We start from the raw sequence: 25,082 nt of genomic DNA on the forward strand, positions 1-25,082 counted from the left end.
CCCTCAACGCTGGTTGAAGCGTGGCGCCATCGCCACGAAGGCGGCGATCCGCCGCAGCCGGCCATCGTCGGTCTTGGCGCCCGCCGTCGTGCCGGGCGTCAGCATCGCGTCGGCCGCCAGCCCCATGCCGGTCAGGATGGCGGCGGTGGTCGCCCGATCCGGCTCGCGGCCATGCAGGATCTCCTGCCAGCGGTCCACCGCCGCCGCGGCCGACAGCGGGGCCGGGAAACGGGCAGCGAGGTCGATGGCCCCGGTCTCCCAGCGGTTCTCCGCCAGCCCGAGCAGCAGCGACCAGCGCCGGCGCATGGCGGCGGCTCCCAGCCACGCCTCCATCCGGTCGGGATGGCCGACCGGGGCGGGCCAGCCGAACAGCCGCTGGCCGCTGCCGTCCAGCTCACCCAGCAGGGCGTTGGTGGGGACGAGATCGATGCCGGCGCCGCGGGCGAAGGACGCCACCAGCTCCAGCGGGCGCTTCACCTTGGCGTCGCGGATCCGGGCGAAGTCGGGGGAGAGCGCGATGGCGCGGACGACGCGGGCGATCTGGTCCGGCTTGCTGCGGCTCTCCGTCCACACCCGCGCCGCCAGGGCGACCAGCCCGGCCGGCGGATCGTCGGCGACCAGCCGCCGGCACAGCGCGGTACAGAGGTTGCGCGCTGTCGCCGGATGGTCGGCAACGAGGTCGAGCACGCGGCGCCCGTCGTCCATCGGCGACTGGAAGGGGTCGAACTCCCGCCCCAGCACCCGCTTCTGGTAACTGTCGTGCCAGCCCTCGACATAGGTGAAGCGGCCGGTCACCGGCAGCCTGGCGTCGCCGCCCAGCCCGGCGCCGTCCTCCAGCGTCCAGCCGGTGAAGGCGCGGGCGGCCTCGTAGACATCCTGGTCGATGTAGCCGTCGGGGGCGCCGCGCAGCGCCCCCGGCACGTCGCGCCAGCGGTTGTAGAGCGCGTTCAGATAGGCGTCGCGCCCCAGCCCGTGCAGCTCGAACAGCTCGCGGGCGTAGTTCTCGTTGGCGGCGCCGGCACGGGACGAGCGGTTGTTCAGATAGACCTGCATGGCGCTGCTGGTCGCCACCGCCTCCAGGAAGGCGCGGAAATTGCCCAGCGCATGGCGGCGGATCACGTCGCGGTCATAGACGGGGAGGGCGGCGGCCACCGCCGGCTCGCCCGCCGCGTTGACGTTGAAATGGTTGTGCCAGAAATCGACCAGCACCTCGCGCAGCTGCCAGCGGCTGTGGACGGCGCGGATCAGTGTGGCGGCTGCGGTCTCCAGCCGCGGCCTCTGCCGCTCCGGCCCGGCGACCGCCGGACGGTTGGCGGCCAGCGGCCACAGCGCCTCGATGGGTTGGCCCAGGCAGGCCAGCGGCCGGTCCTCGTCCACCGCCTCCCAGCCGTCCCCGGCGGGATAGCGGATGCGCAGCCTGGCAGCTGCGAGATGGCGCTCGACCTCGGGGTCGTCATGACCATCGGAGGAAAGATCGGGAGACAGCTGCCGGTCGAGCCAGCGGGCCAGCCAGTCGGGCCGGCCGGTATCGATATCACCGGCGCCGATTTCCGCGGTTCGTGGACCGAAGGCAAGCCGGCCGAAAACGACGGCAGGGGGAATCGTCATGGTGCCGCCCATGGTGGATGAACCTCCGACGACCAAGCCCCCTGCCCGATGATGACAGACCCCCAGTTCCCCGGACAGCGACAAAAAAGCGGCGGCAGGGGGAGACGGCGTCAGCCCATCATTCCCCGCCACACCGCGTGGAACTGCTGGATGCGCTCCTCGTTCAGGCCGAGCATCGCCGGGCGGTCCGTCTGGCGGCACCCCCGGAAGGCCAGCTCCGACGCCTCTTGGTCCTCGCGCAGCAGGGCGACGTTGAGATCGCGGGCACCCTCCTCGATCAGGCGGCGGGCGGCGGGACCGCCCCTGCCGGCATCGCCGTCCGGATCGGCCAGGAACAGGCGGAGGCTCAGCGCGCAGCGGTCGGGGCCCCGCGGATCGTAGGTCTGGACGCTCATCACAGCACCGCGGGTGAAGCCGATCTCCAGGTTGGGGAAGATGTGCAGGTGGTCGTACTCGCGCAAAGCCGGGCTGGGGCGGAAGCCCAGCCGGTCCGACACGCCGTCCCACCAGCGGGCACTCCTGTCCGACACCGACGTGACGCCGCGGGAGTGGGCGCCGTCATAGTCGCAGCGCCAGTCGCCCTTCACCAGCTTGCGGAAGGTGGTCGGGTGGGTGAGGTCGGCGTGATAGACCTCCAGCACGCTTTCCACCCCCATCTTCCAGTTGGCGGCCCACTCCATCGACTGCTCGTCGAAGGGGCGGACGAAGATCTCCGAGGCATGGCGCAGCACGTCGGCAGTGACGCCCAGCCAGTCGTCGAGATCCGGCCCCTCCGCCGCCACCCGCAGGAAGACGAAGCGCCCGCACACCCCCACCGCCACCGGGGTCAGGGAGCGGCCGCAGCGGCCCTCGCGGTCGAGACCGAAATTCGCCTCGTTGCCGGGGATGCCATAGGGCACGCCGTCGCGGTCGAAGGTCCAGCCATGATAGCCGCAGCGCAGCATGCCGTTGCCGCGCTGCGCCCGGTGGATCAGGGCGAAGCGGTGGGTGCAGACATTGCGGAAGCCCCGCAGTTCCCCCTCGAAATTCTGCACCAGCACATCCAGCCCGCCGATGCGCCGGGTCAGATAGTCGTTGGGCCGGGCGAGGTCGTCGGTGAAGCCGGCGAAAACCCAGGACCGGCGGAAGACCCGCTCCTCCTCCGCCCGGAAGATCTCCGGGTCGTGGTAGGCGGCGGGGGCGATGCCGGGAACGGCCTTGGCGGCGAAGAAGGGGAGGGGGCTTTCCATGATGCAGGAAGGGTAGCCTGCGCCCCGCCGGCCGGTCCAGGGCACAGCGGGTCGCAGGCACTCTCTCCCCTCACGGCCGGAACAGCGTCGCCTCGATCCCGCGCAGCCCCGTGGCGTCGCAGATGTAATAGGCGACCATGGCACGGCCGTCCGGCAGCACCGCCGCCCAGGGATATCCCAGATCCGGTGCCGGCCCGTCGTCGCGCAGCACCAACTCCGTCCCCTCGTCCGGCTGCTGGCGGCGCGGGTCGTAGAGGCGGGCGCGGACTCCATAGGGCGCATGGCGGTAGCCGCCGGCGAGCAGCAGCCGGCCATCCGGCAGCGGGCAGGCGTCATAGGGATGGCCGACCACCGCATGGCGCCGCCAGGGCTCCCAGCTGTGGCCCATGTCGGTGGAGCGCGAGGTCGCCAGATGGTCGTCCAGCCCGGTGGTGCGGTGGAAGGCGTGCAGCACGCCGTCGGCGTCCAGATGCAGCGCCGTCTCGCAGAAGCCGGCCCTGGCCTCGGGATCGATGGCGATGACCGCCCGGTGCCCCCAGCTTTCCCCCCGGTCGGTGGAGGCGAAGAGATGGCTGGCATAGGTGCCGGTGGAGGGGTGGTGGGTGTAGCCGGTCTGCAGGATCGTGCCGTCCGGCGCCTCCACCGCCCGGCCGCGCACCGCCCCGCCATGGAAGGGCCGCCGGCCCGGCACGATGTCGGGATGGCCGGGCAGCGGGGGCAGGTCGCGGTGCGCGGTCCAGCTCCGCCCGCCATCGTCGCTGTGCCGGCTGTAGCCGCCCCAGAAGATGTAGAGGTCGCCGGTCTTCTGCGGGTTGCCGGTCAGCCCGATCCCCAGCGCGCGCAGCGCGTCCCCCTGGGACGACGGCACCGGATACCAGCGGAATCCGGTCAGCAGGATGCGGCCGTCGCGAAGAATGAGCAGGCTGGCGTCCTGGTCGGCCGCCTGCGGATCGGCGGGCAGGGCCGTTTCCTCTCCCAGCGGCTCCGCATCGGGGCCGAGCCGCAGCAGGACGGTTCTGGGAGCGGGAATCGAGATGGTCGACATGGTTGAACCCGGTCTCTCCCGCCCGGTATTCTGCCCCGCGCAGCCAGCGATGGTCGCGGGCCCGCCGGAAGGCCAGCAGCATCGTTCCCTCCTGTCCCGGCACGGTCGGGGCCAGCGACGGGAAGGACGCATAGAAACGCGGGTCGCGGTACAGCACGCGATGCTCGACACCGGTCATGGCCATCGGGTTTCCCTGCCTTCTTCAGTCCTCACAAGACCGCAAGGCTTATAACCCGTAACGCCGCGCCTCGGCAGCAGAGCGGCAAGGCGAAGGCCGACGGTTCCGGCCCGACGGCCCGCAGGGGCTGGAGGCGGCGGGAGTTTCGGCGGACGGGCTGGCCCCTTCGTGAACCGGCTCTCCGCGGCGGCCTGAAGCCCCATCCCGGTCCTTCCCCATGAGGGGGACTGGACGCCGGTGGGCGGGGGCTGATAGGCGATAGGGCCAACCGCACCCGACACAGAACAGCCCAGCCGATGCCCGGACACCGCCCCTACCGCCTGCACCGCCCCTGGACCGTGCTGGGCAGCCGCGAGCTGCTGGACGCCGATCCGTTCCTGAAGGTCCGGGTCGAGACGGTGGAGCTGCCGGACGGGCGGCGGATCGACGATTACTACCAGTTCGACCAGCCCTCCTTCGCCTGTATCTTCGCCGAGACGGCGGACGGGCGGATCGTCACCTACCGCCAGTACCGCCACGGCCCGCGCAAGGTCGGGCTGGTGTTTCCAGGCGGGCATCTGTCGCCCGGCGAGGATCCGCTGGCCGCCGCCAGGCGCGAACTGATGGAGGAGACGGGGATGGAAGCGGAGGCCTGGACCGACCTCGGCGCCTACATCGTCAACGCCAACCAGGGCGGGGCCTGGTCGCACATGTTCCATGCCACCGGCTGCCGCCGGGTCGCCGATCCGGTCTCCGACGATCTGGAGGACACCGAGATCCTGTTCCTGACGCGGACGGAGCTGCAGGAGGCCATCGGCCGCGGCGAGATGCATCTGCTGACCCAGATCGCCCTGGTCAGCATGGTCTGGCAGGCCGAGATCGCCCGGGCGGTCTCCCGTCCCCAGTCACCGGACACAACCAGCCAAGGATAAAGCCGGATGATCCGCTCTCCCCATATGCCCCTGATGGCCGCCCTGCTCCTGGCCGCCGCCCTCCCGACCGCCTCGCCCGCCGCCGCCGAGCCGATGAAGGGCCGCTACGAGCTGCGCTGCCAGGACCCGCAGACCCGGCAATGGACGGTCGCCGGCCAGGTCACCGACCCGGAGATCGCAGAACAGCCGGCAGCCGGCGGGAAAGCCGGCGGACGCGTGGTGCGCGGCACCGGGGCGGACGGCAAGCCGGTGGCGCTGCCGATGCCGTCGGACCGCACCTGCATGCTCAGCGCCCGCTGACCGTCAAACTGTAACATCCCCGCGGTAGCTTCCCGACGCTCGCCAAGAACAAGGCTGCGCCGAACGGGCTCCCATGGCCCGGCGGCGCGCCGCATGCCAGCCGCTTGCCCTGATGAGGGTTCGGGAGACATCCGCCATGACCGATCTGTCCGTCCATCTGCCTGAAACGTCGCGCCGTTCGGTGCTCCGCGCCCTCGCCGGGCTGCCGCTGCTGCCGGTCGCCGGCATCGGCGCCGGCGAGCTGCTGTTCGCCTCGGGCGCCGAGGCCGCCGCCGCCAAGGGTGCGCCGGTCGCCGTCGAGTTCGTCGGCATGGCCGCCCCCACCGCCGCCGCGGCGCAGGCGAAGACCACGGTCGAATCCAGCATGGTGGTGACCTGGGCCGACGGTTCCAAGCAGAGCTTCGCTCTCGGCTACCAGCCGCTGTTCATCACCGGCGATCACGTTCCGGACGGCAAGGGCGGCACCATCCTGGCCGGCGGCTACGTCGACATCGCCGGCAAGCCGATCCTGGACGCCTCGCTGGCGACCCCGTCGCAGTTCTTCTCCGACTGCCCGGACGGCTGCAACCTGCTGGCCCCGATCCCCGGCGCCAAGGTGGCCGGCGTCACCGGCAACACGCTGTTCGCCGTCGTCCAGTTCGAATACACCACCCGCGATTCCAAGGACGCCTCGATGTACGGCAAGCTGCCGTCGCCGATCGCCGTCCTGACGCTGGACCAGAACAAGGAGACCGGCGCGCTCAAGCTGGTGCAGTACCACAATGTCGACACCAGCGGCGTGCACGGCCTGTGGATCACCTGCGGCGCCAGCCTGTCGCCCTGGAACACCCACCTGTCGAGCGAGGAGTACGAGCCGGACGCGGCCGCGCTCGACGACCAGTTCCGCGCCTACAGCAAGAACCTGTTCGGCGACGAGACCAAGGCCAACCCGTACCATTACGGCCACCTGCCGGAAGTGACGGTGAACCTGGACGGCACCGGCAGCATCAAGAAGCACTATTGCCTCGGCCGCATCTCGCACGAGCTGGTGCAGGTGATGCCGGACGAACGCACCGTGCTGATGGGCGACGACGCCACCAACGGCGGCCTGTTCATGTTCATCGCCGACAAGGCCAAGGACCTCTCCGCCGGCACCCTCTATGCCGCGAAGATGGAGCAGGAGGCCGGCAAGGATCTCGACAAGGGCGGCGCCTTCGGCCTGAAGTGGGTCAAGCTGGGCCATGCCACCAGCGCCGAGATCGAAAAGCTGGCCGACAGCCTGAAGGCCGCCGACATCGTCGAGGTGAAGAAGGAGGATCCGAAGGACCCGTCCTTCACCCTCATCCCCTTCAGCGGCAAGACCCAGTGGGTCAAGTTCAAGCCGGGCATGGAGAAGGCCGCCGCCTTCCTGGAGACCCACCGCTACGCCCCGACCGTCGGCGCCACGCTGGCGCTCACCAAGCTGGAGGGCGTCACCGTCAACGCCAAGGACAAGACCGCCTACATGGCGGTGTCCTACATGTACAAGTCGATGAGCGACGGCAAGAGCGGCATCAAGGTCGACGCCATCAACGCCGGCGCCGTCTATCAGCTGCCGATGAAGGCCGGCCAGACCGACATGGCCGGTGCGGCCATCGACAGCGAGTGGGTGCCGGTGCATTTCAGCGCCGTCCCGGCCCTGGTCGGCCGTGACCTCGCCACCCCGGACGCCATCGGCAACACCGCCGACGCCGACCGCATCGCCAACCCCGACAACCTGAAATTCTCCGAGAAGCTGCGCACGCTGCTGATCGGCGAGGACAGCGGCGCCCACGTCAACAACTTCCTGTGGGCCTACAACGTCGACACCAAGCAACTGTCCCGCCTGCTGTCCTGCCCGGCGGGCGCGGAGTCGACCGGCCTGCAGGCGGTCGACGACGTCAACGGCTTCTCCTACATCATGAGCAACTTCCAGCACCCCGGCGACTGGGAGAAGGGCCTGCACGACAAGGTCAAGGACAGCGTCGCCGGCCTGATCGACGATGCCTACCGCAACCGCCGCAGCGGCGGCGTCGGCTACATCCACGGGCTGCCGCAGGCGGTCTGAGAAACACAGCCGGGCAGGGTCTCTGCGGGGGCTGGACGGGCAGGGAAGAACGCGGCCGGGCAACCGGCCGCGTTTTTTCATGCCTGCATCGTTCATGGCCGGATCGAAAGAAGTAACACTACCGCCAAATCGCGCAGCTGCGTTTTTCTTGGAAGAGGTAATCACCAATCGACCTAGGACCAATCGGTGATCTTAACACCTCGTTAACTGGCGGAATGGCTCAATAAGCTCATCAGAACGGGCAAGAGCCTCCACCTCGAATACAGGGATCGCCACCATGTCCAAGATCGAATGCGCCGCCAGCATCTTCGCTTCTGCTTCCCTGCACCTGGATGTGGTCGATGAGTTCATCGCGATCACCCAGTCGAAGCTGGACGGCAGCACCAGCGATTTCACCCGCGACAGCCTGGCCGACCTGCTCGCCGGCCTGACCGAGCAGCGCGAGACCTACCGCTCGGTTCTCGCCGCCGCCGAACCCGCCATCACCGCGCTCGCCGCCTGATCCGGCCGTTCCGGTCCGCTCCCGCCGCCACCCTCTCTTCCGCGAAAGACCGCCATCATGACCGCCCAGAACGCTGCTCCCACCGCCGCTCCCATCGCTCAGGACGTTCTCGCCTCCGCCACCCTGCACCTGGACGTGCTGGAGGAGTTCATCGCCGTCGTCCGCCGCCGGCTGGCCTCGACCACCGACATTTTCGCCCGCGACAGCCTGACCGACCTGCTGCTGAACCTGACCGAACAGCGCGACGGCTATCAGGCCTTCCTGCCGCTCGCCGCCGCCGAACCGGTGTGAAGGCTCAGAAAGCCTTCAGCTTCTTCCAGGCGAACACCACCATGCGGGCCAAGAGCCAGCCGTGGGTGAAACGGGAGATTTGGGTTTCGCCATAGCTGCGGTCGGCGTAGCGCACCGGCACCTCGACGATCTTCAGGTTCTGCTTGGCAGCGCCGAAGATCAGGTCGAAGTCGCCGAACGGGTCGAAGTCGCCGAAGTAATGGCGGTTGGCGACGATGGTCTCGTAATCCTTGCGCCACAGCACCTTGGTGCCGCACAGCGTGTCGGTGAAGCGCTGGTTCAGCAGGAAGGAGAAGATGCGCGCGAAGGCCCGGTTGGCCAGGAAGTTCAGGAAGCGCATCGCCTCCGGCGCCATCGGGTAGACGAGCCGCGTGCCGTTCACGAATTCGCCGCGCCCCGACACCATCGCCTGGTAGAATTTCCCCATCGTCTCCGGCGGCACCGTCAGGTCGGCGTCGAGGATGATCAGGATGTCGCCGCGCGCCACATTGAAGCCGGCGCGCACCGCGTCGCCCTTGCCCTTGCCGGGCTGCTTCATGACCTTGATGTCCCAGTCGGGATAGGCGTCGCGGACGCGCAGGCATTCCTCGTAGGTGTTGTCCTGGCTGTTGCCCTCGACATAGATCACCTCGACGTCGGGAGCGAAGCGGGGCAGCCGGCGGATGGCGTTCTCGATGTTGCCGCGCTCGTTGCGGCAGGGGATCAGCACGGTGACCGAAGCCGGCTTGCCGTCGACCGTCACCGCCTCGACGGTGGGCTGCGGCCGGGCGACGACATAGTTGCGCACGCACAGCCGGCGGATGCCGGGCAGGGGGGCGATGTAGCGGTTGACCAGCGTGCCGAGCCCGAGCAGCCGCTTCGGGATCAGCTGGCGCCATTCGCGGCGCACCGGCTCCCAGCCGGCCAGATCCAGCAGGTTGACGATGTCGCTGGTCGACAGCCAGTTCTGCTTGCCCTGCGGCATGCGCATCCTGAGCTTCTCCGCCGCCCACAGAATCGGTTCCCAGACGCGCGAATGGTAGCTGACGATGATGCGGGTCTTCGGCGTCGCGACCCGGCGCAGCAGGCGCAGCGTCTCCTCGATGTCGTCCAGGAAGCCGATGGTGCCCGACAGCAGGATGTGGCTGAACGGCCCTCCAATGGCCGCTATGCTGTCGATGGTCGCCGGATCCTCGGCGTCGGCGGCGATCAACTCCAGCTGCGGATGGCGGGCCTTGGCCTCGGCGATGGTCGCCGGGCTGAGGTCGATGCCGACGCCGCGCGCCGGCTTCAGCGCCGCCAGCGTGTCGCCGACGCCGCAGCCGATCTCCAGCACCGTCGCCCCTTCCGGAATCAGGAAGCGCAGATAGGCGCGGTCGGCGTCATGGAAGGCGCGGTTGCGCTCGGCCCAGCGGTCGCGCAGGGGAGCCATGGCGTCGAACAGCGAACGGATGCGCTGCTGGCGCGGGGAGAGGCCGCGCGTCCCGGCAGCGGCGTGGGGCGTGGCATCCGGCATGGCAGCCGTCACGGTGACGGGCTGGGAAAGCGTCGAGGTCGGCTGGTCGGTCATCGCGAAAAATCCGTGGGAAAGGCCTCAGCCCCGCCGGGAGCGGTCTGAAGGGACGTTTGGTCGGCCGTTTGGGACGGTGTCTGGGCCGGTGTCCGGTGGTCTGGCTGGATGGCAGTCTCGTTGCGCAGCAGCAGCCAGAAGACGCCGCCGGGCAGCGACAGGATGGCAATCGACAGTCCGATCAGCAGCGAGACCAGAAGGGCCGCGTCGGCATTGAAGCCGAGCAGCGCGAAGCCGGCGACCATCGCGCCCTCGCGCACGCCCCAGCCGCCGAGCGAGACGGGCAATGCCGCGGCGACGATGGCGGCCGGCACGATGGCCAGCCCGTCGAGCCAGCCGACCGGCAGGCCGACGGAGCGGGCGAACAGGATGGTGGCGCCGATGGTGGCGAGGTGGACACCGATGCTGTGGCCCAGCGCCGCCCAGGCGGCCGGGTTGCCGCCCATGGCGCGCAGCTGCGCCACGGCGGTCCACACCGTCCGCCCCAGCGCCCCGTCGCGCAGCCGCTTCGGGATCGGCAGCCGGTCGCGCGGGATGCGCCCGGCCAGCAGCAGAAGCCCCATGGCCACCGCCAGCACCAGCGCCCCGGCCAGCACGGTGGCGGCGACGGCAGGCGGTGCCACCGCGGCCAGATGCGGCAGCCCGACCAGCCCGATCAGCACGACGCCCAGCAGGGCCATCAGCCGGTCGACCAGCAGGGCCAGCATCACCGGGCCTGCGGGATGGCCGAGCCGCCAGGTGAACCAGCCGCGCAGCAGGTCGGCCCCAACCGATCCCGGCAGGATCTGGCCGAGGAATCCGCTGGCCATCTGCAGGCGGAAGGCGGTCCAGCGGGTCAGCGAGAATCCGGCGGCGCGGCCGACCGACCGCCACCGCTGCGAGGCGAAGGGGAGGGTCAGCGCCTTCACGGCGAAACCGGCGGCGAACAGCAGGGGATCGGCGGCCGACAGGCGCGCGGCGATGCCGGACCAGTCGGCTCCGGCGGCGAGCGCGCCCAGCACCGCGACCGTCACCGCCAGCTTGACCAGCACCGGCCACCGCCGTCCGGCCGGCTTCTCCGGACCCGGTTGGCCCGAGCTGGGTTGCCCTGGGCTGGGTTGCCCTGGGCTGGGTTGCCCCGGACCGGGAGCCGGGCCGGAACCGGGCTTCGCCGATTGGGCGAAGGGGGTGTCGAGCAGAGCCTGGGCCATCATTCCCGCATGGAAATCCGGGTGCCGCGGGACAGCGGCGCCGAACGGGCCGTTGTAACGGCTCACGCCCGGCTTGTCACCCGGTCAGGCGGGAGAGGGGGCTGGCGGGAGAGGCGGGCAGGGGGGCTGGCGGAAGGGAAATCAGCCTGCCGTGCGCCCGGCCGCCCCTTCCTTGAGGATCGACATGACCGTATCGACCAGCTTGCCGGCATTCTCCTGGACATAGCCCGGTTCGCTTCTCGACTGGATCATCAGCCAGGGCTGGGCGCTCGTCCCCTGCTCGGGATCGAAGAAGCCGAGCCGAGCCTTGGACTTCTGGAATTCCGAATGGTGCTCGCTGTCAGCCCGCATCGCGGCACCGAACGCACCATTGTCCACCGCCGCCTGCGACGCCGCGGCATCGGGACCGTTCAGCATGTCGACCAGACCGGCCTTGACCTCGTCGGCCGACATCTTGCCCAGCTTGTCGAAGGCCCGGTTGTCCAGCCAGATCTCCACCTGCTTGTCGTCGGTTCCCTGGGATCCTGGCAGGAACAGCGTGATCAGGGAGGATTTGTCCCAGCCTTCCGGCGGTACCGACGCTCCCGATTGACGTTTGGCTTCCCAGTCCTTCACCTCCTGGGATTTTTCCGGCATGGCGATGCCCCTCGACACCGCCTGCCGCTCCACGACCTTGCCGATCTCGCCACTCAGCAAGACGTTGCCGGTGCTTTCGCCCTCCGCCTCGAAGCCGAACTGGCTGCGCAGCGACTGCATGCTTTGTCGGATGAAGTCTCCTCTCGCCAGGTGATAATCCATGACCTTCTCCATGCGCGCACTCATCGCCTTGAAATCCGCGAAACTGAGGTCGCCTTCGATCTTCAGCTGGACCGGCGGTGCGGACGGACCTCCCGGAGCGTCGGCTGCCCCGGTCATCTGCGAGATCGCCTGTGCCGACAGCGACACCGTATCGCCCGCAGTCTTGGTCTGGGGCGAGGCTGGCGACGCGGTCTTGAAGGATGCGGGAGAGGAGGATGGAGCAGGAGGAGGCGCAGAAGGCGGTGCCGACTTCAGCTTCGTCAGCAACGAGAGCGGCGACATGGCGCCTTCCTGTATAACCTTGGCAACCATGTTATCCCCCCACGAAAGGATGTATCCGTGGAAGGATAACGTCGTTACCGGCTAATAATTAATTAATTCCTGCAATCTGCGGTAAACGCCCCTCTCGGTCGAAGGGTGCCCCGGACCGATGATGCCGTGCATGCTCACCCCATTCCGGCGGCGGCCAGCATGGCGCTGTCCGGCAACAGGCCCGCCGCCGCCGCGCGCGCGGGAGCAGGGCTCAGCGCCCGGCCTTCCAACCGGCCGTTCAGGATGTAGTGCCGCATCGCCGCCGTCAGGTCGCCGCCGGTGGCCGCCGCCACGTCGGCGTTGGCCGCCAGATAGGCCGAGGCGTCGAAGCCGGTGCTCCGCCCCTCCGTCCGGCCGCTGCCCAGGTAATGCAGGTCGGCCCGGGTGGTGTCGGTGCCGAAGGCGGCGGCGAGGTCGGCATTGGCCGCCAGATAGGACAGCGGGTTGAAGCTGACCGTCCGCCCCTCCGCCCGGCCGCTGCCGATGTAATGCATCGCCGCCGCCGTCCGGTCGGTGCCGAGGGCGGCCGTCAGGTCGCCATAGGAGGCGATGTAGGCCAGCGGATCGAAACTCACGGCTCGCCCCTCCGCCCGGCCACTGCCGATGTAATGGGCGGCTCCGGCATCGCCGTTGGCACCGAAGATCGCCGACAGGTCGCCGTAGGAGGCGATGTAGGCGAGCGGGTCGAAACTCACGCTCCGGCCTTCCGCCCGTCCGCTGGCCGCGTAATGCGCCGCACCGGCGGCGGCGTTGGCGCCGAAGGCGGCCGACAGGTCGGCATAGGAGGCGATGTAGGCCAGCGGCGAGAAGGCCGGCCCGGCCGCGGCGGCGGGGGTGTTGCCCGTGCCGGTCGCCGGGGCGGTCCCGCTTCCCGATCCTCCACCGGCGCCGGGGCTGGGAATCCCCGGCACGGTCAGTGGAGCGAAGCCCATCCGGCCCCAATCCAGGTCATGGATGCCCAGCGCTGCCGCAGCACCGCTGCCCAGCCGGAAATCGCCGGCCGCCGGGTTGGCGAACAGGCCGGACGACAGGGTGTCGCCGCCGTTCAGCCCGCGGATGCCCTGCAGCAGGTTGCCGCTGACGGTGTAGGAGCCGGGGGTCCAGAACTCCCAGTAATCCGTCCCGGTGGAGGAGGAGATGACGTTGCCGGTCACCCGGTTGTTGCTGAGCAGCCCGATGGTGCCGGCGCTCGGCACCCATTCCAGCCGGATGAAGCGTTCGCGCGGGTTGGACAGGGTGGCGAAGTTGTTGGTGACGGTGTTGGAATCGCCGCCATGGATGAAGACGCTGGCCCAGCCGGTGTTCTGGATGAAATTGTCCTGGACGGTGACGCCGTTGGCCATGTCGTCCAGATAGATGCCGAAGCTCTTCTGGCGGTCGAGCCAGCCCGACCCGTCGGTCGCAAGCCCGCCGACGTTGCGGATGTCGTTGCCGCGGATGACCGTGCGGGTGTCGACGTTGGACCGGCCCAGCATCTCGATGGCGCCGCCGTCGGCGGTCTCGGTCATCGTGTTGTAGAGGCGGTTGTATTCCACCACCGTGTCGGTGTTGACGGTGGCGCCGTCCCAGTTCTTGATCGAGATGCCGTAGCGCGTGCTGTTGCGGATGTCGTTGCCGGAGATCAGCGTGCCGCTGGTGCCGTAGAGCTGGATGCCGGCGACGTCCTTCAGCACTTCGCCGATGCCGTCCATGCTGTTGGCGCTGATGCGGTTGCCGTTGCTGCCATAGGTGACCTTGATGCCGCTGGCTCCCAGATGCTCCATCCGGTTGGCTTCGATGGCGTTGGCCGACGATCCGGTCAGCGTCATCGCGGTGCCGACATTGACGAAGCGGTTGCCGGCGACGCTGTTGCCCGACGCGTTGGTCAGCGTCAGGGCCGAGCCGTCCCACGTCGTGTCGGCGAAGGTCAGCCCCTGGAGGGTGACGCCGCTCGCCCCGTTCAGCGAGATGAGCGTTCCCAGCCGCGCCACCACGGCACCCTGGCTCAGCAGGGCGCCGGGGTCCTGCGGCTTCACCACCAGCCGGCCGGTTCTCGGCGCTCCAGGCGAATTCGCCGGCATCGCGGATGAAGGCGTCGTCGTTCAGCAGGCGGTAGGTGCCGCCGCTGCGCAGGGCGTATTTCGCCGCTTGCGTGAAATTGACGGTCCGGCTGCCGGCATCGATGGAGGCGACGCCGACGATGTTGTCGGACAGCCGCTCTGTGTCGAAGGTCTGGACCATCGTGCCGGGCTGCACACCGGCGGCCAGCACCGCCGCCATCGCCCCGTCGCCGGCGCCGATGCGCAGGCTGGTCCTGCTGGCGCCGCCGGCCGCCGCCTCCAGCACCGACCAGCCGGACTTGGCATCGCCGGCATTCCAGTCGCCGGTCTGCGCCACCTTCTGCCGCACCCCGCCGATGGAGAGGTCGAGGCCGGTCGCAGACGTTGCCGCGGCATAGAGCCCGCCGCCGATGGCGGTGAAGCCGCCGACCCGCTCGCCGCCGCTGAAGACCGGCGTCTCGCCCGGAAAGGCCATGATGCGCACGCCGTTGTCGGCCGCGGTCAGCGTCACCGTGCGGGCCATGGCATAGCTGCCGCCGCGCACATAGGTGTCGCGGATGCCGGTCGCCCGCATCGCGCTCTGCGCGCGTTCCAGCGTGGCGAAGGGACCGTCGGTGCCGTCGGCGTTGGGTGCCGCCAAACGCCCCGACCAGGAATCGTTGCCGTTGGTCGCGACGTAGAAAGCCTGCTGAGTGTCTGTCATTGCCGGATTGCCTTGCCGATACCGGGCAATCTCACGGCAGAAACACTTAATAAGGAGGTAGCCTCATCCTTTCGGAGATACTCTTTCGTACGAAAACGCGGTGTTCATTTCGTGACAAATGGCCGCGCCGCCGCAGTTGTCACTTGCCTTGTCTTTTTCGGTGTCTGCGCCGGACTTTACTCAACCCGGTCAGCGCAGCTCGACCCTCCGCTCCTCCCGCAGCACCGTTTCTTCGCCATGGCTCAGCGTCACCGTCACCCGGTAGGAGCCGGTCGCCCAGGGGGCAGGGGCGGGTTTCTTCACTTCGGTGCCGAAGAAGAGGACGGCCAGCGGACGCGGCACCGCGCCCTCTTTGCGGAACAGGCGGCGGCCGTCTGGGCCGGTCACCTCCAGCGTCACCCGGTCGCCCTGCCGCCCGCCCATCAGCTCCGTCCACACACCCAGCACGGGCGCGTCGACCGGCACAGGCTTGCCGCCATAACCGCCGTTCCGGGCCACCTCCGCCTTCGGCGCCTCGGGCGCCAGACCGGCGCCGAGCACGGCGCTCGGCCGGTAGGCGAGCGTCCGGCGCGCCTCGGCGCTCCACAGCGTGCCCGACGGCACCGGCGCGGCGCCCTGATCGGCGGTGCAGGCCGGCGCCTCCGCGGCCCCGACCTCCTTGCCGGTATAGGGGTCGAGGGTGCGGCCGTCATGGCGGATGCCGAAATCGACATGGGGGAATTCGGTGTTGCCGGACAGCCCGACCTGGGCCAGCGGCGTGCCGGCCTCCACCCGGTCGCCCGGCTTGACCGCGATGCTGCCGCGTTTCAGGTGGCTGTACTGGGTCTCCCAGCCATTGCCGTGGTCGACCACCACCGCATTGCCAGCCTCGCGCCCGGCCGGCGCGCCGCCGCTCTGGCGGATGCTGACGTCGTCCATCCCGTCGCGCACGCGCGCCACCGTTCCGGGAGCGGCAGCCACCACCGCCACCCCGCGCCGCATCGCCTCCAGATCGGGCAGCCGGAAATCGGTCCCCTTGTGCCCGTCATAGGTCAGCCGCCCGCAGGCGAAATCCCGCATCCCCGGCCCCGGATCGGCATCGACGTAATTCTGGACGAAGCAGTCCGTCCCGATCCGGCAGCGCACCGGAACCTCCAGCGCCGGTGCCCCGGCGGGAGCGGTGGGGGGAGACTCGGCGAAGGCCGCCGATGGCAGCAAGGCCAGGGCGGCAAGACCCCAGCGGTAATGGACCGGCACCCTCATCCATCCCCCTCGCACAATACGGCTCCCTCTTGCTTGATCGCATCCAACAGGTGGGATGGCTGAGGACATGGGCCAATCTCTGCCGGCTTGCCATTGCAATGTACATTACAAAAAGCAATAATTCTGCCATGCACACGATCAGATACACTGCCGCGGCCTTGAAGGCTTTGCGCCGGATACCGCGCAACGTCGCGGATCTGATCCGTCAAAAAGTGCAGGACGTGGCGGCGGACCCAGCGACAGCCCGAAACGTGAAGAAGCTCAAGGGCCGCGACGGCTACCGGCTGCGCGTCGGAGACTGGCGGGTCGTCTACGACATCGAGGATGGGGTTCTGGTGTTGATCGTGATCGATGTTGGACCGAGAGGAGGCATCTATGACTAGCCCGGCGCAGATCATCCGCGACGGCAACGGCAAAGCCGCCTTCGCCGTGCTGCCGATTGCCGAATATGAACGCCTGCTGGAGGCCGCCGACGAAGCCGCCGCGATCCAGGCTTACGATGCCTACCGGCATTCCTCACCGGAAACTTTTCCCGACGAGGTCGCGGAACGACTGCTCGAGGGAGAGCACCCTGTGAAAGTGTTCCGCGACCACCGCGGCCTGACGCAGACCCAACTCGCCGAAGCCGCCGGCCTCAAGCAGTCCTACGTCTCGCAGATCGAGGCCGGCACGCGGAAGGGCTCGGTAGACGCCTTGAAGCGCATCGCCGAAGCGCTACGCGTGGAGTTGGACGACCTGACCTGATCTCCATGCGCCCCCTATGCGCCGTCGCATAAGGGGCACCACGCCCGAAATCCGCCCCGTCCTTATCATCCGAAGGCCACATCGTCAGCCCGCATACTCCGCCCCGCATCTTCATCGACGACGGCAGCAGGACGGGACCGACAGCATGGCGAACAGCACCTATACCGGCCGGGGCGAGACGGTCGTCGTCATCGACAGCGGCTGGTCGCCGACCTGGGAATCCGCGTCGCGCATCGTCTATCAGCACGACTACGCCAACAACGACGCCGATGCGCGCAACCCCAACGCCGACACCCATGGCGCCCTGGTGACCTCCAGCATCCTGTCGCAGGCGCCGGACCTCAACATCGTCGCGCTGAAGGTGATCCCGGACGGCACCTCAACCGCGTCGGGGGCGGCGATCGAGCAGGCGCTGCAATGGGTCGTGGCCCATGCGTCGGACTACAACGTCGTCGGCGTCAACCTGTCCCTGGCCGGCGGCTCCGCCGCGTCGGAGATGACGACCCTGCTGTCGGACGAGTTGGCGAGCCTCGCCGCCAAGCGGGTGCTGGTGTCGGCCGCCGCCGGCAATGCCGGGCAGAACGGGACGGCGACCGACGTGTCCTATTTCGCCGCCGACCACAACACGATCTGCGTCAGCGCGTCGGGCGGCGACGGCACCATGCCGGGCTGGGCCCAGCGCAATCCGGGCATCACCGACCTCTGCGCCGACGGCACCGACATCCGGCTGACCGATCTGGCCGGGCGGACGGTGACGGCCAACGGCTCCTCCTTCTCGGCCCCTTCGGTGACCGCCGCGGTGGCGCTCGCCCAGCAGGAGGCCATCGCGCTGCGCGGCAGCGCCCTGACCCAGGACGAGTTCCTGTCGCTGGCGAAGCAGACCGGCACGCCGATCGCCGGCACCGGCTACACCGACCTCAACACCCAGGCGCTGCTGGCGAAGATCGGCCAGCTCTATGGCACGACGGCGACGCCGACGGTACCGGATCCCGGAACCGGCGCCCCCGCCACCACCACGGCCGCCATCCTGGTCAACGCCAAGGGCACCGCGGCGGCCGGCGTGAATGCCCATTTCACCCTGCTGGTCGACGGCCATGCGGTCGGCAGCGCCACGGTGGGTGCTGCGGCCAAGAACTACGCCTTCACCGCCACCGTGTCGGCCGACAGCGCCCACACGGTGCAGATCCAGTACGACAATGACGGCTTCTCCGGCGGCCAGGACCGCAACCTGTTCGTCAACAGCGTCAGCGTCAACGGCCACGGCTATGCCGCCACCGACGCCGCGGTGACCTACGACAAGGGCGCGCTCGACGGGCACGACGTGGTCAAGGGCCAGAGCGGGATGTGGTGGAACGGCACGCTGGTGGTCGCCGCCGACAAGAGCCTGTTCGGGGTGCAGGCCCCCGCGCAGGCGCAGGTGGCGGAGCTTCAGGCCGGCGACCTGCTGGGTCACGCCGTGTCGGCCGATGCGGCCACGCCGGTGGCAGCCGACGGCGCCGGCTGGACGCCGGAACTGCTCCCGGCCTTCGAGTATGCCGGCCACGGCCTGCACGCCTGGTACGACACGCACGACATGGCGGTGTAAGGAGCCGAGACCGGAGCGTATCCCCTCTCCCCGGGAGGGAGAGGGGGATCCCCGAGAAGGCACACATCTCACCGCTCGTGCATGGCCTCCTGGGCGCTGCGCGACAGGGGGGAGAGCAGATAGTCGGCGATGCGGCGGCGGCCGGTCTTGATCTCGGCACTGACCGTCATGCCCGGCTGCAACCGCGTCTGCTTGCCGTCCACCTCCAGCGTGTCGCGGTCCAGCGCGATGCGGGCGGCATAGACCGATCCCGCTTCCGGCGTCTTCGCCGTGCTCTTGTCCGTCCCCTTGTCGGCCTGCTGCTGCTGTTGCACGGCGTCGCTGGACAGCGAGGCGACGCGGCCGGGGATCAGCCCGTATTTGGTGAAGGAGAAGGCCTCCACCTTCACCTCGGCCACCTGTCCGGTCTGGACGAAGCCGATGTCCTTGTTGGGGATGAAGGCCTCGACCTCCAGCCGGCTGTCCTCCGGCACGATGACCATCACCGGCTGGGCGGTGGTCACGACACCGCCCACCGTGTGCACGGCCAGCTGCTGGACATAGCCGTCCACCGGTGCCGTCAGCCGCAGGAGGTCGACCTGCTGCTCGGCCTTGGCCAGCTCCTGCTCCAGCGAGGCGGCCTTGCGCTCGGCCTCGGCGAGGTTGGTGTAGAGCTGGCGGCGGAACTCGGCCTCGGTCTGGCGGCGCTGCTCGGCGGTGGCGGCGATGGAGGCGTCGGACTCCGTCAGCTTGATCTTCTGGACCAGAAGCTCCTGCTCCTGCCCGACCAGATCCTGCTGGAGCTGGAGATACTGGAAGCGGGACGAGGTGCCGCGCTTCGACAGGTCGTACAGCGCCTCCGCCCGCTCGCGGATCAGCGGCAGGGTGGCGTTCAGCTTGGCGATGGTCTGCACCACGGTGGCGCGGTCGGCCTCGCGCCGGGCCTGCTCGCGGTCGAGTGCGGCCAGCTTGGCGCGCTGCTCGGCGATCTGGCTGGCGAGGAGCTGGCCCTGCATCCGCGCCAGTTCAGGCGACAGGCCGGCCGGGGCGGCGAATTCGGCGTTTGGGTTGCCGTTCACCACCTCCAGCGCCGCCCGCAGCCGCGCCGCCTCAGCCCGCGCCGCCGACAGGTCGGAGCGGATGCGGCCCCGGTCGGCCACCGCCTCGGTCGGGTCGAGTTCGATCAGGGTCTGGCCGGCCTTGACCAGCTGGCCGTCCTCCACGGCGATGGCGCGGACGACGCCGGTCTGCATCGGCTGGATGGTCTTGGTCCGGCCGCTCGGCACCACCCGGCCCTGCGCCACCGCCACCACGTCGACATGGCCGAACCAGGCCCAGGCGCAGGCGGCGGTGAAGGCCAGCATGATCACCGCGGTGAAGGTGCGCGCGGTGGGGGAGGGCGGACGCTCCAGGATCTCCAGCGCGTCGGGCAGGAAATCCATCTCGTCGCGGCGGCGCTTCTGCAGCCGGCCCTGGGGTTTGGTCGGCGGACGCGGGCCGCCGGGCGTGCCCGGCGCGTTGGCGGGCGGCTTGATGCCGGGAGGGGTGGAAAGAGGGGCTGTTCCGGCAGGGGTGGTCTGCACCGCGGCGGTCGTCTTGCTCATGGCGTTCATTCCCCCGTTAGCCCGCGGCACGCTGTTCGATCAGCCCGTCGGCGGGCGGCGGGTTCGCACCCGGCAGCTGCCCCATCTGGCCCCGGAACAGCGTGGCGTAACGCCCGCCGCGGCGCAGAAGCTCGTCGGGCGCACCGTCCTCGACGATGCGGCCGCGCTCCACCGTGACGATGCGGTCGGCGATGGCGACGGTGGACAGGCGGTGGGCGATGATCAGCACGGTGCGGCCGGCGCAGATGCGGCGCATGTTGGCCTGGATGATCCGTTCCGATTCATGGTCGAGCGCCGAGGTCGCCTCGTCGAAGATCAGGATGCGCGGGTTGGTGACGAGCGCGCGGGCGATGGCGATGCGCTGCCGCTGCCCGCCGGACAGGCTGGCACCGCGCTCCCCCACCACCGTGTCGTAGCCGTCGGGCAGCTCGACGACGAAGTCGTGGGCGCCGGCCAGCTTGGCCGCGGCGACGACGCGGGCCATGTCCATGGTCGGATCGGTCAGCGCGATGTTCTCGCGGATGGTGCCCGAGAACAGGACATTGTCCTGGAGGACGACGCCGATCTGCCGGCGCAGCCACACCGCGTCGGCGGTGGAGAGGTCGGTGCCGTCGACCATCACCCGCCCGCGCTCCGGCACATGGAAGCGCTGGAGCAGCTTGGCCAGCGTGCTCTTGCCCGAGCCGGACGTGCCGACGATGCCGACCACCTGCCCCGCCGGGACATGCAGCGACACGTCGCTCAGCGTCTCCGGCCCGTCATGGCGGTAGCGGAAGGTGACGTGGTCGAAACTCAGGTCGCCCTTGATCGCCGGCATGGCGGCGCGGCCGGCGCTCTGCAGCGGTTCGGGTGCGGTGTTCAGGATGTCGCCGATGCGGTGCATCGACAGCCGCACCTGCTGGAAGTCCTGCCAGAGCTGGGCAATGCGCAGCACCGGTTGGACGACGCGGCCGGCGAACATGTTGAAGGCCACCAGCTCGCCCACCGTCAGGCTGCCCTCGATCACCAGCTTCGCCCCCAGCCACAGCACCAGCATGGTCGAGATCTTGGAGACGAACTGCACCGACTGGCTGGCGACGTTGTTCAGGTTGCCGGCGCGGAAACCGGCGCGGACATAGCCCGAGAGCTGGTCCTCCCAGCGGCGCTGCATGCGCGGCTCGACCGCCATGGCCTTGACCGTTTCGATGCTCGACACCGTCTCGACCAGGAAGCTGTGGTTCTCGGCGCCGCGGGCGAACTTCTCGTCCAGCCGGCGGCGCAGGATCGGCGTCGCCACCAGGCTGATGGCGACATAGACGGGGAAGGAGGCCGCGACGATCGCCGTCAGCATCGGGCTGTAGACCAGCATGACGCCCAGGAAGACCACGGTGAACAGCAGGTCCAGCACCAGCGTGATGGTGGAGCTGGTCATGAAGTTGCGGATCGTCTCCAGCTCGCGCACCCGGGCGACGCTGTCGCCGACCCGGCGCGAGGCGAAATAGCCCATGGGGAGCGACAGCAGCCGCTGGTACAGCTTGGCCCCCAGCTCCACGTCCAGCCGGTTGGCGGTGTGGGCGAAGGTGTAGGTGCGCAGGCCGCCCAGCACCGCCTCGAACAGGATGACGGCCAGCATGCCGGCCATCAGCACGTCGAGCGTGCCCAGGCTGCGGTGCACCACCACCTTGTCGACCACCACCTGGAAGAACAGCGGCGTCACCAGCGCGAACAGCTGGATGAAGAAGGAGGCGAGCAGAACCTCGCCCAGGATGCCGCGGTATTTCCAGGCGACCGCGCCGAACCAGCGGGCGTCGAAACGCGGCTGGCCCATGCCCATCGTGCCCTTGCGGCCCAGGCAGATCAGCCGGCCGGTCCACAGCGGCTCGAACCCCTCGCGGTCGAGGATGCGGGTCTGGTTGGTCGCCGCGTCATGCACCAGCACGCGGTCGCCGCCGGCCTTGGCCAGCACCAGGAAGCCGCCGTCCGGGCCGGGGACCAGCGCCGGCAGCGGCGTGCGCTCCAGCCGTTCCCATTTGGTCTTCACCACCCGGGCCTTGGCGCCCAGCCGGTGGGCCTGGCGGACCAGCCCGGTCAGGTCGGGGGATTCGCCGCCGCAGGCATGGCGCACGCCGTCGTAATCGGCCGGAATGCCCAGGATGCGCAGCGCCGACACCAGCCCGGCAATGCCGGGATCGAGACGGGGCCCAGGGTTGGAGCCGGGGTTGGGGCCGGTATTGAGACCGGGGCTTGGACCTGCCTGGGCTCCAGGGGGAGGAGGGGAGGAGGGGTCCCGCGCCGGATCGGCCGGCGACCCGTCTCGCATCTGTTCCATGAAGGCTTCCCGGTTCCGAAACTCTAAGGGGTGCCGCCGGACGGCTGCGGCCAACCGAAGGTGAGGATCGCGTCCCCGCGCGGCCACCCGAACGATGGGGTACCCCGCATCGTCGGTGTGCGAAGGGAGGGAGCCGAAGGGCGGCCAGGCGCTCTTCCGGGGTTTCCCCGATGGTCCGCCTCGACAGGCTGCTTTTTCTAGACCCGGTGCGGTGCTTGGGAGTAGGCATGCAGGACAGCCGGGCCAGCGGGACCGGCGCCGTTTTCCCTACACCGGACAAAAGCCGCCTTGTCGCCGATTCCCCAGCTCCTGCGCCTTCTGATCCTGCTGCTGACGCCCTTCTGGCTGTCGCTGGCGGTGGAGGGGCTGGGCCTGTACGGGTCGATGCCGTCGCTGCTGTCCAGCTGGCGCCGCCCCGCGGACGTGGACACCGCCACGGCGCAGCCGACCGGCTGGCGGGAACGCGCCTATCTGGCCGCCAATCCCGACGTCGCCGCCGCCGTCCGCAGCGGGCAGCTCTCCAGCGGCTACGCCCACTATGTCCAGCAGGGCCGCGCGGAAGGCCGCCGCGGCGGCTTCGTGGAGCAGGTCAGGAAGCCGGCGGAGGCGCAGCCCGCCGCAAGCCAGCCGGCAGAGGCGCCGCCGTCGGCGCAAACGGCTGCTCCCGTTCAGGTGGCTCCGGCCCCTGCCCCCGTTCCTGCCCCCTCTCCCGCCTCCGTCCCGGCTGCCCCGCTGCCGGCGGCGAAGCCCGAACCGCAGGACGCCGCCCCCGCTCCGCGGACGGAGCCGGCGGTGGAAATCCTGCGCCCCGGCGTCAAGCCGGTCCCCGACGCGCCGGCCCGGCCGGCCGGCATCCAGACCGTGGCAAGCACCGCGGCCCCCCGCACCGTGGAGCGCATCCGCACCGCCAACGGCGGCGACGGGCTGCGCGTCGTGATGGATTTCGACCAGGAACCGCGCTTCGAAACGCCGGTGCGCCGCCCCGACGGCCGGCTGGAGCTGACGCTTCCCGGCACCCAGTGGCAGGCCCCGGCGGCGGGCCGCCTGCCGGCGACGGCGCTGGGCTACCGGGCGGAGCGCACCGGCAGCGGCACCCGCCTGCTGTTCAGCGACGAGGATGGCGGAAGCGACGGCAGGGGAGATGGCAGGGGGGATGGCAAGGGCGAAGCGGTCCGGCTTCTCGCCGTCTCCACCCTGGCCCCCGACAAGGACCGAGGCCACCGTCTGGTGATCGATCTGATGCTACCCTCCACGGCGAAGGCCGACCGCAAGAGCCGCTGAAACACCCGCTGGGCGGGCTGTGCCGATGGCGCTTGGCCGCGGCCATACCCCCATTGCCTTCGGGGTTGTGCTGCTTGACCGGATCGGTTAGCTGTCTGTCAGTCGTCAGTCACACTGGCCGTAAGCGTTCAACGTCAACCAACGCACTCAACGATCCCCAGCGGTCGGAGTGCGTTCGCTTGTCCGGAACGCGCGTCGACCGCGGACCAGTGTGGAGCACACCATGCGTCCCCAGCCGACATACGATCCGGCACGCGGCCAGCCGCAAAATCCCTCGCACGACACATCGCCGGACCGGTCCCAGGCCCGCCTGTTCGTCCTGGCCGCCATCCTGTTCGTCTCCTATCTCTGCGTCGCCATTTCCCTTCCGGTGACGCCGCTGTTCGTGACCCAGACCCTGGGACTGGGCAATTTCTGGGCTGGGCTGGGCGTCGGCAGCGCCTTCCTCGCCACCATCCTCACCCGCAGCTTCGCCGGCAATTTCGTGGACGGCGGCGGCGCCAAGCCGGCGGTCGCCCGCGGACTGGCGCTCTACATCGCCGGCGGGCTGGTCTCGCTCGGCGCCGGCATGCTGCCGCACCTGCCTTGGGCCGGCCCCTGGACGGCGTTCGCCGTGCTGGTGGCCGGGCGCCTGCTGATCGGGCTGGGCGAGAGCCTCGTCGGCGTCGGCGTGATCGCCTGGGGGATCGGCATCGTCGGGCCACAGCGCTCGGGCAAGGTGCTGGCCCTGGTCGGGGCGGCGCTCTATGGCGCCTTCGCAGCGGGCGGGCCGCTGGGTCTCTTGCTGCTGGACGGCATCGGCTTCGCCGGCACCATGGCGATCGGCGCCCTGCTGCCGGCGCTGGGGCTGCTGGCGCTCCGCCCGATGACGGGGGTCGCGGCGCATCCCGGCGCGAAGCGCCCGCCCTTCCGCAGCGTGCTCGGCCGGATCTGGCTGCACGGCGCCGTCGTCAGCCTGCAAGGCATCGGCTTCGCCGCCATCGGCGCCTTCTTCTCGCTGCACTTCGTCCATGAATCCTGGCCGTTCGCCGGGCTCGGCCTGACCGCCTTCGGGGTCGGCTTCGTCCTTGTCCGCTTCGCCTTCGGCCATCTGCCGGACCGCATCGGCGGCCTGCCGGTGGCGATGGGATCGCTGGCGGTCGAGGCGGTCGGCCAGCTGCTGGTCTGGAGCGCCGGCGACCCCACGCTGGCCCTGGTCGGCGCCTTCCTGACCGGGCTCGGCTGCTCCCTGGTCTTTCCCGCCATGGGCCGGGAGGTGGTGCATCTGGTGCAGCCGCATCTGCGGGCGACGGCGCTCGGCGCCTTCGCCGCCTTCCAGGACGTGGCCTATGGCCTGACCGGCCCGGTGGCCGGGCTGCTCGCCGACCGGGCCGGCTACGGCAGCGTCTTCCTGCTGGGCGGGGCCGCGGCGGCGGTCGGCTTCCTGACCGCGCTCCATATGCGCCGGACCCTGGTCGCCGCCGGCCCCCCGCCGGCCTGAAAACGCCGGCTTGAAAAGGCCGTGTCTGGTCGCGCGAAACCGGATCCATCCAGAAGCGTGGGAGGCGGAATTTATCAGCACTTCACATCGAATGCGGGAAATTCCGGCGGGGACTTGCCGCTGCCCCGTGGCATGATCG

The 25,082-nt window shown here is 69.8% G+C and carries 21 protein-coding genes; 11 read left to right on the forward strand and 10 right to left on the reverse strand.

Annotation, left to right across the window (positions count from 1 at the left end):
- Window positions 1–3: 3 nt before the first annotated feature.
- The 3 genes from ACWPN8_RS31265 to ACWPN8_RS31275 all read right to left on the reverse strand — a co-directional run bounded on the left by ACWPN8_RS31265 (window position 4) and on the right by ACWPN8_RS31275 (window position 3,882).
- Complete coding sequence (locus ACWPN8_RS31265) at window positions 4–1,620, reverse strand: DUF1800 domain-containing protein (protein ID WP_492243624.1); 1,617 nt, start codon at window positions 1,618–1,620, stop codon at window positions 4–6.
- A gap of 98 nt (window positions 1,621–1,718) precedes the next feature.
- The gene (locus ACWPN8_RS31270) at window positions 1,719–2,837 is read right to left on the reverse strand and encodes an aromatic ring-hydroxylating oxygenase subunit alpha (protein ID WP_492243625.1); all 1,119 of its coding nucleotides are present in this window, start codon (window positions 2,835–2,837) and stop codon (window positions 1,719–1,721) included.
- Window positions 2,838–2,907: 70 nt separating this feature from the next.
- Window positions 2,908–3,882, reverse strand: a complete 975-nt coding sequence (locus ACWPN8_RS31275) for a sialidase family protein (RefSeq protein ID WP_492243626.1) — start codon at window positions 3,880–3,882, stop codon at window positions 2,908–2,910.
- Between the two features lie 474 nt (window positions 3,883–4,356).
- Here ACWPN8_RS31275 and ACWPN8_RS31280 point away from each other — a divergent pair, with 474 nt between their 5' ends.
- The 5 genes from ACWPN8_RS31280 to ACWPN8_RS31300 all read left to right on the forward strand — a co-directional run bounded on the left by ACWPN8_RS31280 (window position 4,357) and on the right by ACWPN8_RS31300 (window position 8,129).
- Window positions 4,357–4,971, forward strand: coding sequence for an NUDIX hydrolase (locus tag ACWPN8_RS31280; protein WP_492243627.1), 615 nt, complete (start codon window positions 4,357–4,359; stop codon window positions 4,969–4,971).
- A 6-nt stretch (window positions 4,972–4,977) separates the two neighbouring features.
- Window positions 4,978–5,271 carry a hypothetical protein gene (locus tag ACWPN8_RS31285; protein ID WP_109095198.1) on the forward strand — a complete coding sequence of 98 codons (294 nt, stop codon included), beginning with the start codon at window positions 4,978–4,980 and terminating at the stop codon, window positions 5,269–5,271.
- Between the two features lie 136 nt (window positions 5,272–5,407).
- Complete coding sequence (locus ACWPN8_RS31290) at window positions 5,408–7,336, forward strand: PhoX family protein (RefSeq protein WP_109095199.1); 1,929 nt, start codon at window positions 5,408–5,410, stop codon at window positions 7,334–7,336.
- A gap of 277 nt (window positions 7,337–7,613) precedes the next feature.
- A complete protein-coding gene (locus ACWPN8_RS31295; RefSeq protein ID WP_492243628.1) occupies window positions 7,614–7,838 on the forward strand; it encodes a hypothetical protein in 225 nt (74 codons plus the stop codon).
- 57 nt (window positions 7,839–7,895) lie between these two features.
- Entirely contained in the window at window positions 7,896–8,129 is a 234-nt protein-coding gene (locus ACWPN8_RS31300; protein ID WP_109095201.1) for a hypothetical protein, read from the forward strand.
- Window positions 8,130–8,133: 4 nt separating this feature from the next.
- On the opposite strand, the gene ACWPN8_RS31305 is transcribed toward ACWPN8_RS31300, so the two are convergent.
- The 4 genes from ACWPN8_RS31305 to ACWPN8_RS31320 all read right to left on the reverse strand — a co-directional run bounded on the left by ACWPN8_RS31305 (window position 8,134) and on the right by ACWPN8_RS31320 (window position 13,996).
- Entirely contained in the window at window positions 8,134–9,678 is a 1,545-nt protein-coding gene (locus ACWPN8_RS31305) for a glycosyltransferase (protein WP_492243629.1), read from the reverse strand.
- The gene (locus tag ACWPN8_RS31310) at window positions 9,675–10,709 is read right to left on the reverse strand and encodes a lysylphosphatidylglycerol synthase transmembrane domain-containing protein (RefSeq protein ID WP_492243630.1); all 1,035 of its coding nucleotides are present in this window, start codon (window positions 10,707–10,709) and stop codon (window positions 9,675–9,677) included. Before ACWPN8_RS31310 ends, ACWPN8_RS31305 begins: the two co-directional genes overlap by 4 nt.
- A 300-nt stretch (window positions 10,710–11,009) precedes the next feature.
- Window positions 11,010–11,948, reverse strand: coding sequence for a hypothetical protein (locus tag ACWPN8_RS31315; protein WP_492243631.1), 939 nt, complete (start codon window positions 11,946–11,948; stop codon window positions 11,010–11,012).
- A gap of 164 nt (window positions 11,949–12,112) precedes the next feature.
- Window positions 12,113–13,996, reverse strand: coding sequence for a right-handed parallel beta-helix repeat-containing protein (locus ACWPN8_RS31320; protein ID WP_492243632.1), 1,884 nt, complete (start codon window positions 13,994–13,996; stop codon window positions 12,113–12,115).
- A gap of 161 nt (window positions 13,997–14,157) precedes the next feature.
- Here ACWPN8_RS31320 and ACWPN8_RS31325 point away from each other — a divergent pair, with 161 nt between their 5' ends.
- Complete coding sequence (locus tag ACWPN8_RS31325) at window positions 14,158–14,415, forward strand: hypothetical protein (RefSeq protein WP_492243633.1); 258 nt, start codon at window positions 14,158–14,160, stop codon at window positions 14,413–14,415.
- 494 nt (window positions 14,416–14,909) lie between these two features.
- Here the strand turns inward: ACWPN8_RS31325 and ACWPN8_RS31330 are convergent, their stop codons facing one another.
- On the reverse strand, window positions 14,910–15,962 hold the full coding sequence (locus ACWPN8_RS31330; protein WP_492243634.1) for a M23 family metallopeptidase: 1,053 nt from the start codon (window positions 15,960–15,962) through the stop codon (window positions 14,910–14,912).
- Between the two features lie 29 nt (window positions 15,963–15,991).
- Here ACWPN8_RS31330 and ACWPN8_RS31335 point away from each other — a divergent pair, with 29 nt between their 5' ends.
- From ACWPN8_RS31335 to ACWPN8_RS31345, 3 genes are all read left to right on the forward strand, one after another.
- Complete coding sequence (locus tag ACWPN8_RS31335; RefSeq protein ID WP_492243635.1) at window positions 15,992–16,345, forward strand: type II toxin-antitoxin system RelE family toxin; 354 nt, start codon at window positions 15,992–15,994, stop codon at window positions 16,343–16,345.
- Window positions 16,338–16,706, forward strand: a complete 369-nt coding sequence (locus ACWPN8_RS31340; protein WP_109095206.1) for a helix-turn-helix domain-containing protein — start codon at window positions 16,338–16,340, stop codon at window positions 16,704–16,706. The genes ACWPN8_RS31335 and ACWPN8_RS31340 overlap by 8 nt, the downstream gene beginning before the upstream one ends.
- A gap of 145 nt (window positions 16,707–16,851) precedes the next feature.
- Window positions 16,852–18,291, forward strand: coding sequence for a carbohydrate-binding domain-containing protein (locus tag ACWPN8_RS31345; RefSeq protein ID WP_492243636.1), 1,440 nt, complete (start codon window positions 16,852–16,854; stop codon window positions 18,289–18,291).
- Between the two features lie 68 nt (window positions 18,292–18,359).
- On the opposite strand, the gene ACWPN8_RS31350 is transcribed toward ACWPN8_RS31345, so the two are convergent.
- On the reverse strand, window positions 18,360–19,874 hold the full coding sequence (locus ACWPN8_RS31350) for an HlyD family type I secretion periplasmic adaptor subunit (protein ID WP_109095277.1): 1,515 nt from the start codon (window positions 19,872–19,874) through the stop codon (window positions 18,360–18,362).
- A gap of 16 nt (window positions 19,875–19,890) precedes the next feature.
- Window positions 19,891–22,182 (reverse strand): type I secretion system permease/ATPase, encoded by a 2,292-nt coding sequence (locus ACWPN8_RS31355; RefSeq protein WP_492243637.1) that lies wholly within the window; start codon window positions 22,180–22,182, stop codon window positions 19,891–19,893.
- A gap of 288 nt (window positions 22,183–22,470) precedes the next feature.
- On the opposite strand from ACWPN8_RS31355, the gene ACWPN8_RS31360 reads away from it, so the two are divergent.
- A complete protein-coding gene (locus ACWPN8_RS31360) occupies window positions 22,471–23,463 on the forward strand; it encodes a hypothetical protein (protein WP_492243638.1) in 993 nt (330 codons plus the stop codon).
- A gap of 223 nt (window positions 23,464–23,686) precedes the next feature.
- A complete protein-coding gene (locus tag ACWPN8_RS31365; protein ID WP_492243639.1) occupies window positions 23,687–24,943 on the forward strand; it encodes an arabinose transporter in 1,257 nt (418 codons plus the stop codon).
- Window positions 24,944–25,082: the final 139 nt, after the last annotated feature.

The organism is Azospirillum sp. UENF 112521, assembly GCF_058780665.1.